A 17384-nucleotide genomic window follows, 5' to 3' on the forward strand; every position below is an offset into this window, starting at 1 on the left:
CTGGAACGGTACTGCACCCTGCGGGGTGCCGTGGTGATAGACGAGTGGAAGCGCGTCGACCGGCCCTGTATCGAGTACTTCGAGGCTGCGGCCGTCCTCGGTCGGGACCAGAACTGTCATTTGTCTTCGATGCTGCTGCCGGATGCGTCGGTCAACGTCAATCCGAGCAACTGTTGCACCGTCTCTGTGTTTCCGCGCTGACCGGCACCGTGTAGTACTACCTGCGCCGCAAGCCCACTCATCAACGGCGGTACCACGAGCAGCGTCACACTGTCGCCGTCGCGAGTGCGAACACCGAGTGTGTGGTGTGGCTGAAACCGGTACCCGTCCAGGTGAATTCTCCGTGCGCCTACGGTGACGCGCCGGGGTGCCTTCTGCCACTCGTCGAGGCGATAGAGCACTCGATCGATCGGACCGAGCCGCCGCGACAGGGCAGCGACGAGATCGGGTGCTTCGTAGTCGAGGTCGTCACTGTACGACAGCCACGCACCGTCGACTTCACCTGTTTCCCAGTCATTCTCGTTCGGTGGAGTCAGGGTCAGACGCCGATCACTGTCGGACGGCAAGGAGCGACCGACCCGGTCGTAGTGGGATGCATTGTTCCTCATGACAGGCTCTTCTCTGTGGGGTGTTCCGCTGTCCACTTGCACGCTAGCGATGCGTCGACCCGGCCCGGAAGGGTACGAAGTACCCAATGGGCAGGGACCGGCGACGGACGACGGAACCCCCGGTGGTGCAGATCCATTCGGCCGCTCACCGCGAACACCTTCGGCGACCGCTGAGGGTCCTAAGTCCCTGTTTCCAGGCGCTCCCGCGCGGCAGAGTCGTCGTCAGTGATCCTCACGAGCAACCACCGACAGGACCGACCGGCATGACACTCTCCCTCACATTCGCTTTCGCTGTCGCAGCACTCTGTTTGCTCGCAGTGCTGCGGTCCGGGGTTCGCACTCCCGCCTGGGCAAGAGCGCGCGCCGTTACCGGTCCCGACACGTTGGAGGAGTTGTTCGCCGCTCGGTACGCGCGTGGCGATATCGACTTCGCTCAGTACCGCAAGTCCGTGAATCTTCTGACAGCACAACTCCATTGCTGACCGAACGCCGTACCTCGAGAAAGAAGGCAGAAGGCATCATGCGCATCCTGATCGCAACGGCAAGCCGTCATGGTTCCACCCGCGAGCTCGGACAGTGGTTGGGCTCGTCGCTGACCGCGAGGCTGGCCGACACCGCTACCGCAGCCACGGTCGATGTCCGCGACGCGGCCGAGGTGGACAGCATCGCCGAGTACGACGCCGTCGTACTCGGAAGCGGCGTCTACATGGGCCGCTGGCTCGGTGATGCCCGGTCGCTCGTCGCCCGTGAGCAATCCGAACTCGAGACCAGGCCGGTGTGGCTGTTCTCCAGCGGACCCATAGGTAGCGGGACACCGCCCACTGCGAAGTCGAAGTGGAGCGAGGCGTCCTGGGCAATCGAACACAAGGTGTTCGGCGGCAAGCTCGATCGATCGACATTGTCGTTGTTCGAGCGCGCGGTGGTCCGAATGATCAACGCCGGCGACGGAGACGACAGATCCCGCGCCGAGGTCGACGAGTGGGCCGGAGACATCATCGGTGTCCTCACAAAGCGGCTTTCACCCTCCACCTCCGCCGTTGACAAAAGTTCATCACCCGAGAAAGGCCCATCCTCATGACCGACACCGAGCCGACCGGCCGCCCCATCGTGGTGGGAGTCGACGGATCACCTTCGTCGATCCTCGCCCTGCAACGTGCGCAGCAGTTGGCCACCGCCTTGTCGACCACGTTGGAGGCAGTCACAGTCTGGCAGTACCAGCCGTACATGGACACCGGTTACGTCGTCGAAGTCGAGCCCGCGAAGAACGCCGAGACGATTCTCGCCGAGGCTACCGCTGCTGCGTTCGGCACCGATCTGCCCGTAGGCCTGAAACAGGTTGTGAGACAGGGTTCTGCAGCAAAAGTCCTGCTGGAGGCCAGCCATGACGCCGAGATTCTCGTTGTCGGCAGCCGAGGGCACGGCGGATTCGTCGGACTGCTCCTCGGATCTGTCAGCTCGCAGTGCGCGGAGCATGCACATTGCCCAGTGCTGGTGGTTCATTCGAGGGACCATCACTAGCGGGGCCGCCGTGCCCACACCGTCGCACATTGCGACGGTGGCCGTGGCATCGGCGCTGATCAGGGTTCGGGAACTCGAGCGGTCCATCGATTTCTACTGCTCGGTGTTCGAGTTCACCGTCTCCCTCCGAGAAGCGGACGCCGCACTGTTGCTGGCGCGAAACGGCTTTCAGATCTATCTGCACGCCGACCCACTGTCCTTGCCGCGACCGGTGACAGCTCTGGGAGTCAGCGAGATCATGTGGTCGGCTCAACGCGCCGAGTCACTCAACGAGATCGGGGCTCGGCTCCGCAAGCACTACCCGTCCACGTACGCCCACACAGCCGACGGAGTCAGTTTCGTCGACGGGTGCGATCCGGACGGCAACAGGGTTCTCGTGGCCTACCCGAGCCCATTGCAGTTGCCTCGCAGCGTCATCGAGCATCGTTTCCGCTGAATCCCGGCGGTGACACTGTGGGTCAGGAACCCTGCGGCGGAAACCATCCGCGTGCGTCACGCAGGGTTCTTCGAGCCACTTCGGCTGTGGGCGTCCCGGATTGCGCTGCCAATCGGTGCAGTTCGGCACGGCCTTCCGCCGCGCTGCGCCCGCCGGCGATGAGCACTCCGATCGCCTGATTCACTTCGCTCACCGAAGCGAGCGCGTAGGCGGACCGCTCTTCGCCCGCACCGCGCAGGTGTCGATCGAGAACTGCGGAGTCGCCGCCGAGTCCGAGGGTGAAACTCACATCGGCGGCGAAGTCCACGAGAGCGCCTGCGGTGCCGGACAGAATGAGCAGATACTTCTCGGTCCCGATGCTGAGCGGGTCGGTGAGGGTGAGCCTGAGCGATGATGCCGGCTCGTGGTCGGCACTGTTCCCGGTCGATGCCGACACCTCGAAGTACTCACCGTCGACGATCACGGTGAGGGTTATCGAGACCACGGCCGATACGGCCGCGTCGATATCCGCGGACAGTCGGTCCACCAGTTGTGCGAGGTCGACGGTGGAGCTGTCGAGTGCTGTGGTCAATCGCGCCAGATCGGCGAGCAGACGAGGCTGCAATTTCATCGAGAATCCCGTGCGGCCCGACCGCCTGTTCGATTCTTCCGTGAATCCTGCCACGATGGATCTCCATCGTCCGGTGCAGGCGCGAGGCCAAAGTCGGAGTCCATGCCTCGAGTGCACCCGCATAGTCGACGCTACGCGCTTTTGTCCGGTCTATGTGCGTCGGCGACGCGCGCGTGCCACCTTCATCGCCTCGGCGACCATGGAATGGGCCACCACAGCGATCTTCTTGTGCTCGGTCTGACTGATGTCGCGAAGCTTGTCATACCCCTCGGCATCACTGCATCCGGTTCTACTGATCAGTATGCCGATGGCCTGATCGATCACGGCTCTACTGCCCAATGCCTTTTCCAGTTGCTCGGTCAGCTGCACTGCACTGTCCAACGCACGGGCATTCTGAGCCGAAATCGCCGCGGGCACGGCGAACAACTCGCCCAGTTCGGCCGCTCGATCGTCGAAGGCATTCGGCTTGTGCGCGTAGACATTCATCGCGCCGAGTACCACCGACTTGGTGATCAACGGCAGCGACAACACGCTGTGCACACCCAGCCGGCCCACCTGAGGTCCGAACTCGGGCCACTGCGGATCGGCGTCGAGCGAACCCGACCGAACGGTGATGCCCTCCTTCGCTGCGGTGATGCACGGACCCTGGCCCAGTCCGTACTGGATGTCGTCGACCACACGGACGAAATCCTCGCTGGCCACGATCGTCGCGGGAAGGTTGGGATGCAACAACGTCAACCCGGCTCCATCGGCACCCGGGATTGCCCGCACCGCGAATTCCGCAACGTGCGAGAGGGTTTCCGGTAGCGACATCGTGCTCATCGCCAACCGGCCGAGCCCGGCAAGGGCGGCGGCGAAATCGTCGTCGAACTCGTCGGTGACGGGTTGCTCCGGGGCGGGGTTCTCCGCGTGCATCGCTGCTCGATTCGTAGTGAGCACACATGCTGATCGAGCACGTGTCTGCCCTTCCGAACCCTACGGCGTTTCAAACATTACGGGAACATCGACCCGAGATCGGGGCCGTGCGCGCTCAGAACTCGAACACCTGACGAGCGGTGACGCGGCCACCCATGAGGTCGTCGAAGCACTCGTTCACTTCGTCGAGTTTGCGCGAGACGGCAGATACCGTGGTCCGCCCGGCCTCGTGCAAAGCGAACACTTCACGCAGATCCTTTCGGGTGCCGACGATCGAACCGAGGACGGAGATTCCGCCGACGACCGTCTCGAAGATCGGAACCGGGAACACACCGTGCGCGGGCATGGACACGCACACCAGCCGACCGCCGCGGCGCAAGGACCGGAATGCCTGATCGAACACGCTGGGGATGACGGCCAGCACGATGGCGACGTCGGCTCCGCCGAGTTCCTGGATGGCCTCCACCGGATCGGTCGTCGCCGAGTTGACGGTGTGGTCTGCGCCGAGTTCACGAGCGAGTTCGAGCTTCTCGTCCTCGATGTCCACGGCGGTGACGAATCCTCCGGCGATCTTGGCGTACTGCACTGCCATGTGACCGAGTCCGCCGACGCCGAAGATGGCCACACGCTGTGCCGGGGTGACGCCACCTACCTTGACCGCCTTGTACGTGGTGACGCCGGCGCAGGTCAGCGGAGCGGCATCGAACGAGGAGATGCCGTCGGGAACGCGGACGACATATTTCGCATGGGCCACAGCGTATTCGGCGTATGCCCCGTCGATCGAGTAGCCACTGTTCTGCTGCTTCTCGCACAGCGTCTCCCAGCCCGATACGCAATGATCGCATTCGCCGCACGCCGAACCGAGCCACGCGATCGCGACCCGCTCGCCGATTCGATCCTTCGACACCTGGGATCCGACCGCTTCGATCACTCCGACGCCTTCGTGCCCGGGAACGAACGGCAGGGTCGGCTTGGCCGGCCAATCCCCCTGCGCAGCATGGATATCGGTGTGACAGACCCCGCACGTCTCCATCTTCACCAGCACCTGCTCGGGTGCCGGTTCCGGAATCGGGATGTCCTTGACGACCAGGGGTCCGCCGAACTCGGTGACAACAGCAGCTTTCATCGTGGACTTCCTCCAACTATCGAAACCAATGCCGTTCTCGACCATCGAGCAATGCACACTGTCGATGGTCGGCGCTGCGACACTCGGCATGTAGGGCCGGAAGTCACCGCAGGTTCGGGATGTATCCCGAACCGACAGGGCGGGAGCAGAAAGGCCCGAGGAGCAGGGGCTTTCGTCCCTGGCACTGGTGGACGACCTGGAGAACACTCGGCAGCATGGATACTGCTGCACACTCCCGATCGAACACCTGCGAGCAATGAACCTGTGGCGAAGACACCCCGGGGTCCGAACCGGTGACGCACTGACCACCGGTGAGCGGGCGGCGGATTACGTCCGAAACGGAATGGGCTCCTGGCCGTTCGTGTTCCTGTTCCTGGGCACCATGACACTGTGGGCCGCCTACAACCAGAGCGACGGATTCGACCCGTACCCGTTCATTCTGCTCAACCTGTTCCTGTCGATGATCGCGGGACTACAGGGAGCGATTCTGCTGATTTCCGCGAAACGCGCGGACTCGGTGAGCAGTGAGGTTGCCGTACATACACTTTCGAACACCGCGCTACTCCAGGACATGATCGAGGCCAACACCGTCTTGACGGAGTCCGTGGCGCGGCTGGCGGCCGAGATTCACGAGCACGTCTGCCCGTCCGCTCAGCGTCTGGGTGCAGGAACGTCCCAGAAGGTCAGGAGCCCGGTGTCCCAGCCGTGAGACAGGCGAGTATCTCTCGGGCCCAGTTGCATACGAGCACCCAGTCGCGGAAGTCTCCGGCGACCGCTCCGGAGTTGTCGAAGATCTGACGCTCCCCCACCGAAAGTTTCTCGGGATCAAGCCTTCCGGGAAACGTTCGGTGCGCGATGGCATGCAACACCGACACCGCGTGTGCCGCGTCGGAGGTGACGTTGACCGGCCGATCGCTCGAGTGCAGCGGTCCACAGGAGAACAGCCAGACGGGTGGATGGTCGGACCTGGACACCCTGTCGACCAGAGCCTTCGCGGCCGAAACCCAGCGATCGGAGTAGACGGCGCTGCCGATGATCACCGCGTCGTAACCGTCCACGCGGGTCACGGATTCCGGGGCTTGGATGTCGACGTCGACGCCCTCGTGCTCGAAGACTCGACCCATTTCCTGGCCCAGACTGTGGGTCGCGCCATGCCCACCCGCGGTGCAGATCAGCAACCTCATACGTCGTCCGACAACAGATACGCGGACTTTCCCGCGGCAACCGTCATCCGCCAACCGCGCAGAGCAATGACGAGACCCAGCACACCGAACGATCCCAGCAGCCAACTCGTCTCACCGGTCACGGCCGCTAGAACCACAATCCAGGCCACAAGGAGCACGCCGGCGATGTGAGCCATCGGGCCCGACCGTCCGCCGCCTGCGAAGGCAGACGCCGCAGCAAGCCCCATCGGTATGCCGACGACCAACACCAGTGAGAGCGCTGTGAGCGTGACAGGCAACGTCCCCTGCACGTAAGGACTCGGATCGATTGCCCCCGAGACCAATCCGATCGCGGCACCGAACGCGTTGATCGATGCACCTCCGCAGACTGCGCCGAGCCACGGCCAGCGTCGAGTGCGTTCGGTGGCCACCCGCGTTGTCGATATCATCGGTCCAGCTTGTCCGCAGCGCACCGCGTGAACTAGGGCACAAGGTCCCTGCTGCCCAGGGTGATTCAGCGACCGAACAACGACCGCATGCTCGGACGCTCCGAGACGGGTGACGCTGATGCCTCACCGCAGGTGCAGCGGTCGGCTACGGACACCGTGGCCATGACGTCGTCGACATGGTTGCCGCAACCACCCCAGCCGGTCTTGTTGCAGGTGTTACAAGTGACGGGATAACACATGATTCTCTCCTCTACGATTCGGTGAAATGTCAGGCCGGAACGTGGGCGTCGGCCCAGGCGTTGTAGCCACCCAGCAGATCCGAGACGTCCTCGAATCCCTGTGCACGGAGCAAGGATGCGGCCACACTCGAACGCCAGCCGCCTGCACAGTGCACCACGATCGGCTTACCCGTCGGAACGTGCTCGAGTCGAGTTCGCAGCTGCGCCAGGGGTATCGGCGTCGCTCCCGGGATCGTGCCGAGGTCACGTTCACCCGGATTGCGGATGTCCACCAGTGTCACTTCGTCCGCTGCGAGCATGGCGTCGAGTTGCTCCACCGTGGTGCGTGGAGCGGTCTCGACCAGTTCGGTCAGCTCCGCAGAAAAGGTTCCGTCTCGGTCCACCACCAGGTAGCCGATCGCGTTGTCCGAGCCGACTCTGGCCAACCGCAGCGCGGCTTCCTGCTCGTCCCCCGGGTAGGCGATGAGAACTATGCGTCCGCCGATCTCCGCGACCATGCCGCCGGTCTCGGCGAAGCGACCGTCGAAACCCACGTTGACCGATCCCCGAAGATGGCCGGCCGCGAAGTCGTCCACACTCCGCGCATCGAGCACTCGGGTGCCGGCGGAAAGCTCGCCTCGGACCTCCTCCGGTGTCAGCGCAGGAATTGTGCGGCTCGGTGACAGCAGCGGGTGCACCTGCTTGTTCATCGCGGCGTCGGCGGAGAAGTACGACGGCGCCGCCGGTTGACCTTCGGTGACCAGCGCAACGAAAGCATCCTCGGTCATCGGCTGCACCGACGGATTGGTCGCCCGCTGCTCGCCGATGGTGGAGGTCAACTCGGTGGACAGGTTCTTGCCACAGGACGAGCCGGCTCCGTGGGCGGGCATGACGACGACCTCGTCGGGCAGCGTCAGCAGTGTGTTGTGCACCGTCCGATACATCGCTCTGGCAAGGTCGGTGGTGGACCCGTCCCCGAGATTGACGAGATCGGGTCGCCCGACATCGCCGATGAACAGGGAATCTCCGGTGAGCACGGCAGTCGGGGTGGCCCCGGGATGCTCGCGAACCAAGACCGAGATCGACTCCCAGGTATGACCCGGAGTGGACAAGATCTCGAGTTCGACCTCGCCGAGGGACAGACGTTCCCCGTTGCGCAGTCTTCGAATGGGGTAGTCGGTCTCGGCCGATTCACCGAAGCCGATCCACGCGCCGGTCGCGTCGACCAATTCGAGGTGACCCGAGACGAAGTCTGCGTGAAAGTGGGTGTTGACGACGCCCTCGATCGTGAGGCCGTACTTCGCCGCATCGTCCAGGTACTCGGCAATGTCGCGACGAGGATCGACGACGATCGCGCGTCCGGTGCTCTCGTCGCCGATCAGATACGAAGCGTGGGAAAGGCATTCGAGGTAGTACTGCTCGAGAATCATGATTTCCTCCATCTGGCTGTCTCCGGGCGAATTTCGCGGGGCGGTAGACACAGTGTGCAATACCCCCTAGGGTATGTCAAGTACCCCCTTGGGGTATAAAGAGAACAGCAACCATGGGAGTGAACACACGATGACGTTGGCGCTGGCGCTCGGATTCGGTGCGGTGATCGGAATTCTGCTCGGCCTACTCGGTGGAGGCGGATCGATTCTTGCGGTCCCGGTGTTGGTGTTCGCCCTCGGCCTCGGCGTGGAGGAAGCGATCCCCGTCTCGCTGATCGTCGTCGGTACCGCCTCCGCGGTGGGAGTGATACCGAAGCTGCGAGCCCACCGAGTCGAATGGCGGCTGGCGGCTGTGTTCGCTGCGACCGGCATTCCAGCGACGTTCGCCGGCAGTGCACTCGGCCGGTTGCTTCCGGACAGGGTTCTGCTGCTCGGCTTCGCCGCCGTGATGGTTGCCGCAGGAGCGCGGATGCTCGCCGAGCGGGGAGATATCGGAACAGCCTGCAAGACATCGACATCGGGTATCAACTGGAGACGCTGCGCGCCACGTTCGATTCCGGCCGGTCTTGCCGTCGGATTCATGACCGGGCTGTTCGGCGTCGGAGGTGGCTTCCTGATCATTCCGGTACTGGTGCTGATGCTCGGCATAGAGATGTCGGTCGCTGTCGGAACCTCACTGGTCATCATCGTCGCGAACTCCGTCGCAGGTCTGTTCTCACACCTGAGTGGTACGACCATCGACTGGTCGATCACCCTCGCCTTCGCAGGCACCGCGATCGTCGGCTCTCTCGTGGCCGCGCACTTCGGAAGTCGAGTCGATACCGCGCGGCTACAACGTTTGTTCGCCTACCTCGTGTTCGCCGTGGCCGGATACGTCGTCGTCGACGCGGTCTTTCTGAGCTGATCTCGATATCGCCCGGCCCTATGAGGGCCCTTCGATAACCGGCCAGCCGACGAAAGGCCCTACATCGCACGAGCCGCGCCGGAAACGCTCAGGGGAGGAGCACTCCATCTCCACGAGCGCGAGGTAGCCGATCTTCATGACCATCACCGACGCACCACCGACCACCCAATTGCTGCACGACGAATTGACATCGATTGCCGCGATGCTCGCCGCGAGGTTCCCCGATCTGACGCGCTCAGTCGTCGACGACGCAGTCCGCACCACCTACGACCGCCTGTACGCCACCGCGCGCGTCCACGGCCACCTGTTCCCACTGACGTCCAATCGTGCCCGTGTCGAACTCGAGCGCCTGCAAGCGGAACGAGCAATCGACGACGATCTGAAGACCGTCTCGGCGGAGATACGCCGCGCCCTGCCGCCCATGGCAGGCCGGTCATGGTGAACGCAGAGCCGCGACACCGACCCACGGACAACCCGGTCGCTCCCGGCTTCTGGGCGAAGACCAACTGGGGTGACATCGTCGTCGCGCTCGACGGCACATCGAAGTCCCGCGACGCCCTGTCCTGGGCCGCGGGCCTTGCCTCTGTCACCGGCGCGCGCATTCGGCTCGTGCACGCACTCACCTCTCGCGAATCGGCCCGGTCGTTGGAGCGACTGCACGGTCGACGCCTTCTCCGATCGGCTCGCCGTGAACTCTTCGGTCTCGACCCCCGCATCGCAATCGATTCGATTCTGACGGACGATCCCATCGCCTCCGTTCTCGGCGCGCTGTCGCACACTGCTGATCTGATCGTCATCGGAGGTCGTGAATCGGGCCCGATCCGAGATGTGCTGTTCGGCCGCAACGCAACTCGCATCGTCGAAGAATCGTCGTGCCCGGTCCTGGTGTGGCGTCCCCAGCGCGCGGATCTCACGCCGACCTCTCCGGTTGTCGTCGGCGTCGATCACTCCGACTCGTGTACCCGAGCGATCGAGGCGGCCTTCTGGTTCGCCGATGCACTCGAGGTCCCACTCACCGCGCTGCACGTCGGATCGCCCCACCGTCGGCCTGTCACGAACGACGCTGAGCTGGAACAAATCCGAGCACTCGAATGGCTGGGCGGACGCCTCGACGCTGCCAAGTCCATGCATCCCACAGTCGACGTGCACCTGCATCTGCTCGACGCGTCCGCGGAGCACGAGCTTCGACTCGCATCGGCCACCGCACACCTCCTCGTGGTCGGCAGCCGCGAGCCAGGGCCATGGACGGGTCCGTTCACCGGATCGGTCGGCCAGTCGCTGGTGCATGCGTCGGGCTGCCCGATTCTCGTGGTGCGTTGAGTCCTCGAACTGCCGACAGCCCCCGGCTCATCGGGACCTTGTGCCCTTACGGATCCACTGCCCGACGCCGGAGACTCGTAGGAAACGAATGCACTTCGGGTGGGAGTAGGTGACGGTCATGTTCTCGGAACTCGCGCACCGGTGGTGGCGACACAGTCCGTGGATCTCCAATCCACTGGTGCGGCTGCCCGACAGGATCGAACGAGCGGCTTTCGCCGTCGGGATCGCGGTGCTTCTACTGCTGGTTCCCGTGGCAGCGACGATCGGTTCGGTGACGTACAGCGACCTGTCGTTGCGCGCGCAGCAGCAACGCGCAGAATACGTTCGAGTCGATGCCCGAGTGATCGACTCCGTCAGGACCGAGCGGTCCGAGACGGACGGTGCCGTGCCCGCCAGCGGTACCGCGACTGTGCAGTGGAGCGCGCCGGACGGCTCCATCCGGTCGGGATCGGCCCAGGTGCCGTCCGCTGTGCAGATCGGTGAGACGACTCCGATCTGGCGCGATGCGGACGGAAACCGCGTACGCGCTCCCGAGACCGCCGCCGGTGCCGTCGTCAACGGAACTGCCACGGCCGTGTTCGTGTGGTTCCTCGGTGCAGTCGTCGTCGGTGGTCTGGTGTATCTCACCGCCAGGGCCGGCGAACGTTCACGAATGCGGCAGTGGGACAGGGACTGGCAACACTTTCTACAGGACCGCGACCATCCTTCGCGGTAGTGCCGTCGATCTTGTTCTCCCCCAAATCCATCGAAGGATGTTTCATGCCTGCAGTAGTTGATTGCGACCGAACAGGCCCGGCGGTCGTCGGCACCGCAGAGGTCCACGAAACGCACAGCGCTTATGTGTTTCTACTCGGTGATGTCGCCTACAAGATGAAGAAGCCGATCGAGACGGACTTCCTCGACTTCCGTACCGTCGATTCCCGATGGACCGCATGCGACCGCGAGTTCGTACTGAATTCCCGATTCGCGCCCGATGTATATATCGGTATCGCCGAGCTCACCGATCCTGGCGGCGGGCCCGCCGAACCACTGTTGAAGATGCGACGCCTCCCCGATTCGACCCGTTTGTCCACCCGCGCCGCGGCAGGCGACGATATCGGCACCGTCGTCGACCTCGTCGCACAGACTGTCGCGGTCGCCCATCGGAACAGTCCCCGAAGTACCCGCATCGACGACGAGGGCCGGCAGAGCGCTCTGGACGAGCGATGGCGCAACAACATTCGTGAGCTGCGCACACTTGCGGTCGGCGTCCTCGACACCGCACTCGTCGACGAACTCGAGTATCTATCTCTTCGCTACGTCGCCGGCCGTGCGGCCCTGTTCGATCACCGGATCTCGCGAGGCCGCATAGTCGACGGACACGGGGACCTTCTCTCGGACGACATCTTCTGCCTACCGGACGGCCCACGAATACTGGACTGTCTCGATTTCGACGACCGACTTCGCTTCCTCGACGGAATCGACGACGTCGCCTGCTTGGCAATGGATCTCGAATTCCAGGGACGCCCCGACGCAGCTCGACGCTTGGTGGCGTCGTACCTCGAGGCGACCGAGGACGATCCTCCCTGCTCTCTGATCGATCACTACATCGCCTACCGCGCAACGGTTCGCGCCAAGGTCGCCTGCCTTCGCTTTCATCAGGGTCATGCGGCCTCGCAGACCGACGCGCTCGCCCACATGCGACTCGCGCTGGACCACCTGGCGTCCTCGATCACCATCACGTTGGTGGGAGGCCTGCCCGGCACCGGCAAGAGCACGGTGGCGGCCGCACTCGCGGAACGTACCGGGGCGGTGGTGTTGTCGAGCGATGTGGTGCGCAAGGAGAGCGCGGGGGTCGATCCACGGTCTCCGCATCCGTCGGCAGTCGGATGCGGGCTGTACACCTCTGAGAAGACAGCATCCACCTATGCCGAATTGATGCACCGGGCGCGCGAGCAGGTTGGGATGGGCCGTTCGGTCGTCATCGACGCCTCGTGGAACGACGAGAAGTCGCGCGAGCACGCGCTCGAACTGGCCGCCGGCACCCACAGCGATCTTGTCGAGATCGAATGCCGAACGCCCGAACACATTGCGCTCGAACGTATTACGACCCGTCCACGCGGCGCTTCGGACGCGTCGCAGGCCGTGTACGACGCCATGGCCGGTGCCCGACGCCCCTGGCCCAGTGCAACCGTGATCGAAACCTCCGGGACGATTGCCGACTCGCTTGCCGCTGTGTTCCCTGCATCCGAGGAGACGATGACATGACCGATCTCGACACCGAATTCCGCTCCGCCGGTACGGACTACGAGTTCGCGTTGATGCGTAGCCCGTTGGCTGCGCAATTGCGTGTGGTCGAGTATCGGATGCGGGTGATGATGACCGAGCAGGGGGCGCTGCACCCTCGTGATCTCGTTGCGTCGGCGCTACCGTCGAGTCGACGCCCGACGCTGAACTCTGCCTGACACCGGCGCGGGCGCATGACCTTCGAGACGCTCGCCCTGTGTGCCGCGGTGGGATTGTTCGGCCCACTGCTGGCGCTTCCACGCGGGCTTCGGATACCCGTCGTCATCGGAGAACTCGTCGCCGGAATTGCACTCGGTTACACAGGCTTCGGCGTTGTCGACCCGAGCGAGCAGACGCTGAGCTTCCTCGCGCAGGTGGGCTTTGCGCTCGTCATGTTCGTGGCCGGCAGTCAGGTACCGATTCGCGACCCGCGACTGCGCATCGGTGTCGGGGTCGGTGCCGCTCGGGCGGTGGCCGTCGGGCTGCTCGCAACCGCGCTCGGCTGGGCCGTTTCGGCAGCGTTCGATCCGCCTCATCTCGGTCTGTACGCGGTGTTGATGGCGTCGTCCTCGGCCGCTGTCATCATGCCGATCGTCGAGTCCACCACCATGACCGCTCCGGGCCTGATGGCCCTCCTGCCGCAGATCGCGCTCGCCGATGCAGTCTGCATCGTCGCGCTGCCCCTCGTGATCGATCCACAGCGGGCCGGGCCGGCCGCATTCGGATCTGCGACGGTTCTGCTCGCTGCCGCGGTGATCTTCGTCGTCCTGCGACACTTCGACATCTCGGGACTGCGCCGGCGCGTGCATCGGGTGTCTGCTCAGCGCAAACTCGCGCTCGAACTGCGACTGAACCTGGTTCTGCTGTTCGGCCTCGCGGCACTCGCCGTCCACACCCACGCCTCGGTGATGCTGGCCGGCTTCGGCTTCGGCCTGGCGATTGCCGCCATCGGAGAACCGCGTCGCCTTGCCAAACAACTGTTCGCCGTCACCGAAGGATTTCTGGGACCACTGTATTTCGTCTGGCTCGGTGCATCCCTCGATCTACGTGCCCTCGCCGGTCACCCGAAGATGATCGTGCTGGGGCTCGTCTTGGGCTTCGGTGCCATCGCGGTGCACGGTGCGATGCGCCTGACCGGCCAGCCCACCCGACTCGGGATACTCGCGGCAGCCCAGCTGGGCGTTCCGGTCTCGGCCGTGACACTCGGCGCGCAGAGCGGTGTCCTGGCTCCCGGTGAAGGCCCTGCCATCGTGCTCGGCGCACTGGTGACCATCGCGGCGGCGGCCGCAGCGTCGAGGGTCGCCGCTCGTCGTACGGTCTGACCCGGCGGGCCTGCGGCGGCGCAAGGCATTTGGGTGTTTCGAGTTCCGCGTGACGGGGAACATGGGTCCTGGAACGATCGGCACGACGCGAAACGGATCATGACGATGACGGATGACCAGGTCTGGCGCCTCAAGGGTGCGTGCATCGAAGACATGGATGCCTACGACTCGCAACAACTTCCTCGGCACGGACGCAAGCGCGCAGAGAAGGCATGGCGGTTGTGCGCCGACTGCCCGGTGTTGCGCAATTGCGCCGAGCAGACGGCGCGCGATATCGAGTCCGGCCGTATTCCGGTCGGCGTGGTCGTCGCCGGTGCCGCGTATCACGACAATGCGAGCAACGGGCGGCGGACCGACGCCTACCGCACTCTCGAGTTCCTGATCGGACGGCCGCTGTCCAATCCCGCGGCCTGACAGCGCCGAAGCTCTGTAACACCGCGGTCACGGAACACTACGAAGTCGGTAACGTGGGCAACTCTGTTCGACGGTTTTTCGGCGCGTCTTCTCGGGTCTGACCTGCGCCGGAGCAAGTCGCGCAACAATGTCTGCATGACCGCAGCGAACGCAACCGACTTCGGGCTACCGGACGCTATCGGACGGGCGCTCTCGCAGCGAGCACCGATCGAACAGGCCAAGGGAATGTTGATGGCAACGCATCGCATCAGCGCGGATGCGGCGTTCGCGCTGCTCGTCGACCGATCGCAGGGCACCAACCGAAAGCTTCGCGACATCGCGCAGGAGTTGGTGGACAGGGCTTCGTCGGCGCGGTAACTGTTCAGGCAGCCCCGTACGCTGCTTTTTCAACGCACGGGGCCTGAGCAATGCGGCAGTCCGGACTACTTCATTACCTGCTGTGCCGTATGCCCTGCCATGGCTGCCCGAAACATTCCGTCCGGGAACGCGGTCGTCGTCGTGTCAGAAACGCGCGAGAATCGCACGCGCACAACGAACTACTGTCGCGCGGTCGTACGACATCACGTAGTCGAACTCACGATCGGCGTCGATTTCGCCGCGGTGCAGATCGATCGCTGCGAGCACTCCACAGAAGTGCGGACCCAACACCACCACGTTCCACTCCTCCACGAGCGGATCCGTCGGGTCGAGGGGCGCATGCATGATGCCGCCCTCTTGTACGTAGCCCATGCCAACGCCGTACACGCCGGCGTACGAGATCCGCTCGGCCATCGAGACCCAACGAGCACGGGTGGTCGAGGTGAAGTGCTCTGCTCGCTGAAAAGTACCGAGCACCAACGTTTCCGGCCCTGCGGCCGCAGCCTGCATCTCGAGAGACGTACTCATCGCCACCAGTAGACGCTTGGTGCTGCGGGTGGCTGTCTTTCCTGCGGACGCGATGGCGTACGGCGACTCGGCGGCGACAGCAGGCGTGCTCCAGGTCGGGAACGGCGGCATCACCTCCGCGGCGTCCGCGGGGAGCTCCTCGCTGGTCTCGGCCGCCGGATACAGCTCACCCACCCCGTAGGTCGCTCCGAGTCCGAGTGCGCGAGTGCGGTGCAGTGCAGTGTCGACTCCGCTGGCCACCACCACCGCGCCGGTTCGTTCCACCTGAGCCGAGACGGCATGAGCGGTCCGTGCGGTGGCGAGATCGGGACGCCGGGAGACCATCGATCCGGCGAGGATGATCACATCGGGTTCGATGAGCGGCAGCAGGGTCATCGACTGCGGCCGACGACCGACATCGTCTACGGCCACCACTTTGCCGTCACGCCTGGCCTTGTCGATCGCGGCGAGGGTGCGGGCCGGACTGTCGACGAGTGCCGCCTCGGTGACGACCACGATGTCGCGGCGCAACTGTTCCTCGGTGGCGGAATCGAGTGCAGCAAGGGAGTCGACGTCCATGGAGACGAGCATCGGCAACCGCACCGACTGATTGATCCGAGCCACTCCCCACGCGAGGGCGTCGAGTTCCCGCTTGGCGTCCATTGCTCTCGCTGCGCGCTTGAGCGCGTCGGCGGAGGCGAGCGGACCGTTCTGCGGACCTCGCAGTTGAACTTCGATCGCTGCGAGCGCGCCGTTGTCCAGCCGACAGACCGGGGCGAAATACGGTTGCACCGTCAGCTCTCCCGTGTCCGTGTCGACTGCAGATCCTGCTTCGGCCAGCGCGAACGTCACACCACAGTTTGACACGAAAAAACCACCCCCGTCACGTGGGGGTTGCCTGATCTTCAAACCTGATTCTCGTAGTTTCTTCTCGCTGACTCAATGTTGGACGACGGAGGTGTCACGACAGACACCACAACTATCTCGTTTGGATAACTTTGCATAACGCTCCGATAACGGAACTTCCGCAGGGTCGGCCGCGCGGCTCGGAACCCTCCGAGCTCGAAATCGGGCCGAAAACCCATGACGGAGTCGACTTTCGGAACCTGAGCCTATTTTCGTTACCACGGCGAACAACAAACGTACCGACCGTATTGTGACTTCTCACAGACTTGAAACGAAGCAATTCCGACATATGGTTCGCACACCTAACGTCCATCCCGGTTGCCGGAGCGCCGGCCGCCACCGGCCGCCCGCGTGGGCTCCCGGAGCCGTCCTGGACATGGAGGATCGATCGATGACGCTCAACCCGCCGACCCGCTCTCGTACACTCGCCGCCGTACTCGCCGCCGTTGCCATCACCGGGGCGACAGTCGGTGCCGCCGATGCCGGTGCCGCCACCATCTCTCCGGCCGGAACCGCCTTCACCGCACCCGGCACGATCGTCGTGAGCACGCCCGCCTCGTTCGGAGTTCCCGTGAGCTGTTCCATCACACTCTCCGGCAGCACCAGCGCCGACGGCTCCTCTGCATCGATCACCGATGCGAAGATCAGCGGTTCCAACCGCCTGTGCGGCCTGCCGCAGCTGAAGAACCTGCCGTGGACTCTGACTCCCACCAGTGCCACCACCGGTGAGGTCTCCAACGTGGCCTTCTCACTCGTCGGATACAACTGCGGCCCGGCCACCCTCGCCGGTTCGTTCAACAACATGACCAACACCCTCACCTCGACCGACCAGCCCATGTCCGGCAACTGCACGGTCGACAGCCTGTCGGTCCAGCCGAATCCGGCCTTCACTCTGTCCTGATCGACATCCTCGGAT

The 17384-nt window shown here is 64.2% G+C and carries 23 protein-coding genes; 15 read left to right on the forward strand and 8 right to left on the reverse strand.

All coding sequences use genetic code 11. The features are described from left to right. Nucleotides 1-116: 116 nt before the first annotated feature. Nucleotides 117-608 (reverse strand): DUF5994 family protein, encoded by a 492-nt coding sequence (locus tag A2J02_RS24745; RefSeq protein ID WP_149407416.1) that lies wholly within the window; start codon nt 606-608, stop codon nt 117-119. A 263-nt stretch (nt 609-871) separates the two neighbouring features. Between A2J02_RS24745 and A2J02_RS24750 the strand changes: the two genes are divergently transcribed. Genes A2J02_RS24750 through A2J02_RS24765 form a run of 4 tightly spaced genes read left to right on the forward strand, consistent with a single transcriptional unit; the run spans nt 872 to nt 2562 of the window. Continuing rightward, nucleotides 872-1090: a hypothetical protein gene (locus A2J02_RS24750; protein WP_068055034.1), complete on the forward strand. Its 219-nt coding sequence runs from the start codon at nt 872-874 to the stop codon at nt 1088-1090. Nucleotides 1091-1128: 38 nt separating this feature from the next. Further along, complete coding sequence (locus A2J02_RS24755; protein WP_082898746.1) at nt 1129-1686, forward strand: flavodoxin domain-containing protein; 558 nt, start codon at nt 1129-1131, stop codon at nt 1684-1686. Next, nucleotides 1683-2126 (forward strand): universal stress protein, encoded by a 444-nt coding sequence (locus A2J02_RS24760; protein WP_068055036.1) that lies wholly within the window; start codon nt 1683-1685, stop codon nt 2124-2126. Before A2J02_RS24755 ends, A2J02_RS24760 begins: the two co-directional genes overlap by 4 nt. A gap of 10 nt (nt 2127-2136) precedes the next feature. Next, nucleotides 2137-2562, forward strand: a complete 426-nt coding sequence (locus tag A2J02_RS24765; RefSeq protein ID WP_231893790.1) for a VOC family protein — start codon at nt 2137-2139, stop codon at nt 2560-2562. Between the two features lie 22 nt (nt 2563-2584). Here the strand turns inward: A2J02_RS24765 and A2J02_RS24770 are convergent, their stop codons facing one another. The 3 genes from A2J02_RS24770 to adhP form a co-directional block, all read right to left on the reverse strand. Continuing rightward, complete coding sequence (locus tag A2J02_RS24770; protein WP_068055037.1) at nt 2585-3172, reverse strand: hypothetical protein; 588 nt, start codon at nt 3170-3172, stop codon at nt 2585-2587. Nucleotides 3173-3322: 150 nt separating this feature from the next. Beyond that, nucleotides 3323-4087, reverse strand: a complete 765-nt coding sequence (locus A2J02_RS24775) for a GAF and ANTAR domain-containing protein (RefSeq protein ID WP_068055038.1) — start codon at nt 4085-4087, stop codon at nt 3323-3325. A gap of 115 nt (nt 4088-4202) precedes the next feature. Beyond that, a complete protein-coding gene (gene adhP / locus A2J02_RS24780) occupies nt 4203-5213 on the reverse strand; it encodes an alcohol dehydrogenase AdhP (RefSeq protein WP_068055039.1) in 1011 nt (336 codons plus the stop codon). A 256-nt stretch (nt 5214-5469) separates the two neighbouring features. Between adhP and A2J02_RS24785 the strand changes: the two genes are divergently transcribed. Continuing rightward, nucleotides 5470-5922: a DUF1003 domain-containing protein gene (locus A2J02_RS24785; protein WP_068055040.1), complete on the forward strand. Its 453-nt coding sequence runs from the start codon at nt 5470-5472 to the stop codon at nt 5920-5922. On the opposite strand, the gene A2J02_RS24790 is transcribed toward A2J02_RS24785, so the two are convergent. The 3 genes from A2J02_RS24790 to A2J02_RS24800 form a co-directional block, all read right to left on the reverse strand. Continuing rightward, nucleotides 5897-6397: a flavodoxin domain-containing protein gene (locus A2J02_RS24790; RefSeq protein WP_068055041.1), complete on the reverse strand. Its 501-nt coding sequence runs from the start codon at nt 6395-6397 to the stop codon at nt 5897-5899. The two genes, A2J02_RS24785 and A2J02_RS24790, sit on opposite strands and share 26 nt — an antisense overlap. Further along, entirely contained in the window at nt 6394-6825 is a 432-nt protein-coding gene (locus A2J02_RS24795; RefSeq protein WP_143536621.1) for a hypothetical protein, read from the reverse strand. Before A2J02_RS24795 ends, A2J02_RS24790 begins: the two co-directional genes overlap by 4 nt. Before the next feature lie 268 nt (nt 6826-7093). Continuing rightward, complete coding sequence (locus A2J02_RS24800; protein ID WP_068055092.1) at nt 7094-8473, reverse strand: MBL fold metallo-hydrolase; 1380 nt, start codon at nt 8471-8473, stop codon at nt 7094-7096. 130 nt (nt 8474-8603) lie between these two features. Between A2J02_RS24800 and A2J02_RS24805 the strand changes: the two genes are divergently transcribed. The 9 genes from A2J02_RS24805 to A2J02_RS24845 all read left to right on the forward strand — a co-directional run bounded on the left by A2J02_RS24805 (nt 8604) and on the right by A2J02_RS24845 (nt 15055). Beyond that, nucleotides 8604-9377, forward strand: coding sequence for a sulfite exporter TauE/SafE family protein (locus A2J02_RS24805; protein ID WP_068055043.1), 774 nt, complete (start codon nt 8604-8606; stop codon nt 9375-9377). Between the two features lie 136 nt (nt 9378-9513). Next, the gene (locus tag A2J02_RS24810; RefSeq protein WP_068055044.1) at nt 9514-9819 is read left to right on the forward strand and encodes a three-helix bundle dimerization domain-containing protein; all 306 of its coding nucleotides are present in this window, start codon (nt 9514-9516) and stop codon (nt 9817-9819) included. Beyond that, nucleotides 9813-10697 carry a universal stress protein gene (locus tag A2J02_RS24815; protein WP_068055045.1) on the forward strand — a complete coding sequence of 295 codons (885 nt, stop codon included), beginning with the start codon at nt 9813-9815 and terminating at the stop codon, nt 10695-10697. Before A2J02_RS24810 ends, A2J02_RS24815 begins: the two co-directional genes overlap by 7 nt. Before the next feature lie 118 nt (nt 10698-10815). Further along, the gene (locus tag A2J02_RS24820) at nt 10816-11412 is read left to right on the forward strand and encodes an Rv1733c family protein (RefSeq protein ID WP_156516379.1); all 597 of its coding nucleotides are present in this window, start codon (nt 10816-10818) and stop codon (nt 11410-11412) included. Nucleotides 11413-11456: 44 nt separating this feature from the next. Beyond that, on the forward strand, nt 11457-12944 hold the full coding sequence (locus A2J02_RS24825; protein ID WP_068055047.1) for a bifunctional aminoglycoside phosphotransferase/ATP-binding protein: 1488 nt from the start codon (nt 11457-11459) through the stop codon (nt 12942-12944). After that, nucleotides 12941-13141, forward strand: coding sequence for a hypothetical protein (locus A2J02_RS24830; RefSeq protein WP_068055050.1), 201 nt, complete (start codon nt 12941-12943; stop codon nt 13139-13141). Before A2J02_RS24825 ends, A2J02_RS24830 begins: the two co-directional genes overlap by 4 nt. A 15-nt stretch (nt 13142-13156) precedes the next feature. Continuing rightward, on the forward strand, nt 13157-14284 hold the full coding sequence (locus A2J02_RS24835) for a cation:proton antiporter (protein ID WP_068055053.1): 1128 nt from the start codon (nt 13157-13159) through the stop codon (nt 14282-14284). Between the two features lie 105 nt (nt 14285-14389). Further along, nucleotides 14390-14698, forward strand: coding sequence for a WhiB family transcriptional regulator (locus A2J02_RS24840; RefSeq protein ID WP_037193923.1), 309 nt, complete (start codon nt 14390-14392; stop codon nt 14696-14698). A gap of 135 nt (nt 14699-14833) precedes the next feature. Next, on the forward strand, nt 14834-15055 hold the full coding sequence (locus tag A2J02_RS24845) for an ANTAR domain-containing protein (RefSeq protein ID WP_068055055.1): 222 nt from the start codon (nt 14834-14836) through the stop codon (nt 15053-15055). A gap of 144 nt (nt 15056-15199) precedes the next feature. Here A2J02_RS24845 and A2J02_RS24850 read toward each other — a convergent pair whose 3' ends face one another. Next, a complete protein-coding gene (locus A2J02_RS24850) occupies nt 15200-16429 on the reverse strand; it encodes an EAL domain-containing protein (protein ID WP_231893789.1) in 1230 nt (409 codons plus the stop codon). Between the two features lie 430 nt (nt 16430-16859). Between A2J02_RS24850 and praA the strand changes: the two genes are divergently transcribed. Beyond that, a complete protein-coding gene (praA, locus tag A2J02_RS24855; protein ID WP_068055061.1) occupies nt 16860-17369 on the forward strand; it encodes an alkane oxidation protein activator PraA in 510 nt (169 codons plus the stop codon). Nucleotides 17370-17384 lie beyond the last annotated feature (15 nt).

The sequence above is a fragment of the Rhodococcus sp. EPR-147 genome (assembly GCF_001647185.1).
In the GTDB taxonomy this organism is placed as follows: domain Bacteria; phylum Actinomycetota; class Actinomycetes; order Mycobacteriales; family Mycobacteriaceae; genus Rhodococcoides.

Excerpts from the sequence above, each read along its gene's own strand:
- A2J02_RS24775 (WP_068055038.1), bottom strand. The coding sequence starts at position 4,087 with ATGCACGCGGAGAACCCCGCCCCGGAGCAACCCGTCACCGACGAGTTC.
- A2J02_RS24810 (WP_068055044.1), top strand. The coding sequence starts at position 9,514 with ATGACCATCACCGACGCACCACCGACCACCCAATTGCTGCACGACGAA.
- A2J02_RS24755 (WP_082898746.1), top strand. The coding sequence starts at position 1,129 with ATGCGCATCCTGATCGCAACGGCAAGCCGTCATGGTTCCACCCGCGAG.
- praA (WP_068055061.1), top strand. The coding sequence starts at position 16,860 with ATGACGCTCAACCCGCCGACCCGCTCTCGTACACTCGCCGCCGTACTC.
- A2J02_RS24840 (WP_037193923.1), top strand. The coding sequence starts at position 14,390 with ATGACGGATGACCAGGTCTGGCGCCTCAAGGGTGCGTGCATCGAAGAC.
- A2J02_RS24805 (WP_068055043.1), top strand. The coding sequence starts at position 8,604 with ATGACGTTGGCGCTGGCGCTCGGATTCGGTGCGGTGATCGGAATTCTG.
- A2J02_RS24795 (WP_143536621.1), bottom strand. The coding sequence starts at position 6,825 with ATGATATCGACAACGCGGGTGGCCACCGAACGCACTCGACGCTGGCCG.
- A2J02_RS24770 (WP_068055037.1), bottom strand. The coding sequence starts at position 3,172 with ATGAAATTGCAGCCTCGTCTGCTCGCCGATCTGGCGCGATTGACCACA.
- A2J02_RS24820 (WP_156516379.1), top strand. The coding sequence starts at position 10,816 with ATGTTCTCGGAACTCGCGCACCGGTGGTGGCGACACAGTCCGTGGATC.
- adhP (WP_068055039.1), bottom strand. The coding sequence starts at position 5,213 with ATGAAAGCTGCTGTTGTCACCGAGTTCGGCGGACCCCTGGTCGTCAAG.
- A2J02_RS24745 (WP_149407416.1), bottom strand. The coding sequence starts at position 608 with ATGAGGAACAATGCATCCCACTACGACCGGGTCGGTCGCTCCTTGCCG.
- A2J02_RS24785 (WP_068055040.1), top strand. The coding sequence starts at position 5,470 with ATGAACCTGTGGCGAAGACACCCCGGGGTCCGAACCGGTGACGCACTG.
- A2J02_RS24845 (WP_068055055.1), top strand. The coding sequence starts at position 14,834 with ATGACCGCAGCGAACGCAACCGACTTCGGGCTACCGGACGCTATCGGA.
- A2J02_RS24760 (WP_068055036.1), top strand. The coding sequence starts at position 1,683 with ATGACCGACACCGAGCCGACCGGCCGCCCCATCGTGGTGGGAGTCGAC.
- A2J02_RS24790 (WP_068055041.1), bottom strand. The coding sequence starts at position 6,397 with ATGAGGTTGCTGATCTGCACCGCGGGTGGGCATGGCGCGACCCACAGT.
- A2J02_RS24825 (WP_068055047.1), top strand. The coding sequence starts at position 11,457 with ATGCCTGCAGTAGTTGATTGCGACCGAACAGGCCCGGCGGTCGTCGGC.
- A2J02_RS24830 (WP_068055050.1), top strand. The coding sequence starts at position 12,941 with ATGACCGATCTCGACACCGAATTCCGCTCCGCCGGTACGGACTACGAG.
- A2J02_RS24835 (WP_068055053.1), top strand. The coding sequence starts at position 13,157 with ATGACCTTCGAGACGCTCGCCCTGTGTGCCGCGGTGGGATTGTTCGGC.
- A2J02_RS24800 (WP_068055092.1), bottom strand. The coding sequence starts at position 8,473 with ATGATTCTCGAGCAGTACTACCTCGAATGCCTTTCCCACGCTTCGTAT.
- A2J02_RS24750 (WP_068055034.1), top strand. The coding sequence starts at position 872 with ATGACACTCTCCCTCACATTCGCTTTCGCTGTCGCAGCACTCTGTTTG.
- A2J02_RS24815 (WP_068055045.1), top strand. The coding sequence starts at position 9,813 with ATGGTGAACGCAGAGCCGCGACACCGACCCACGGACAACCCGGTCGCT.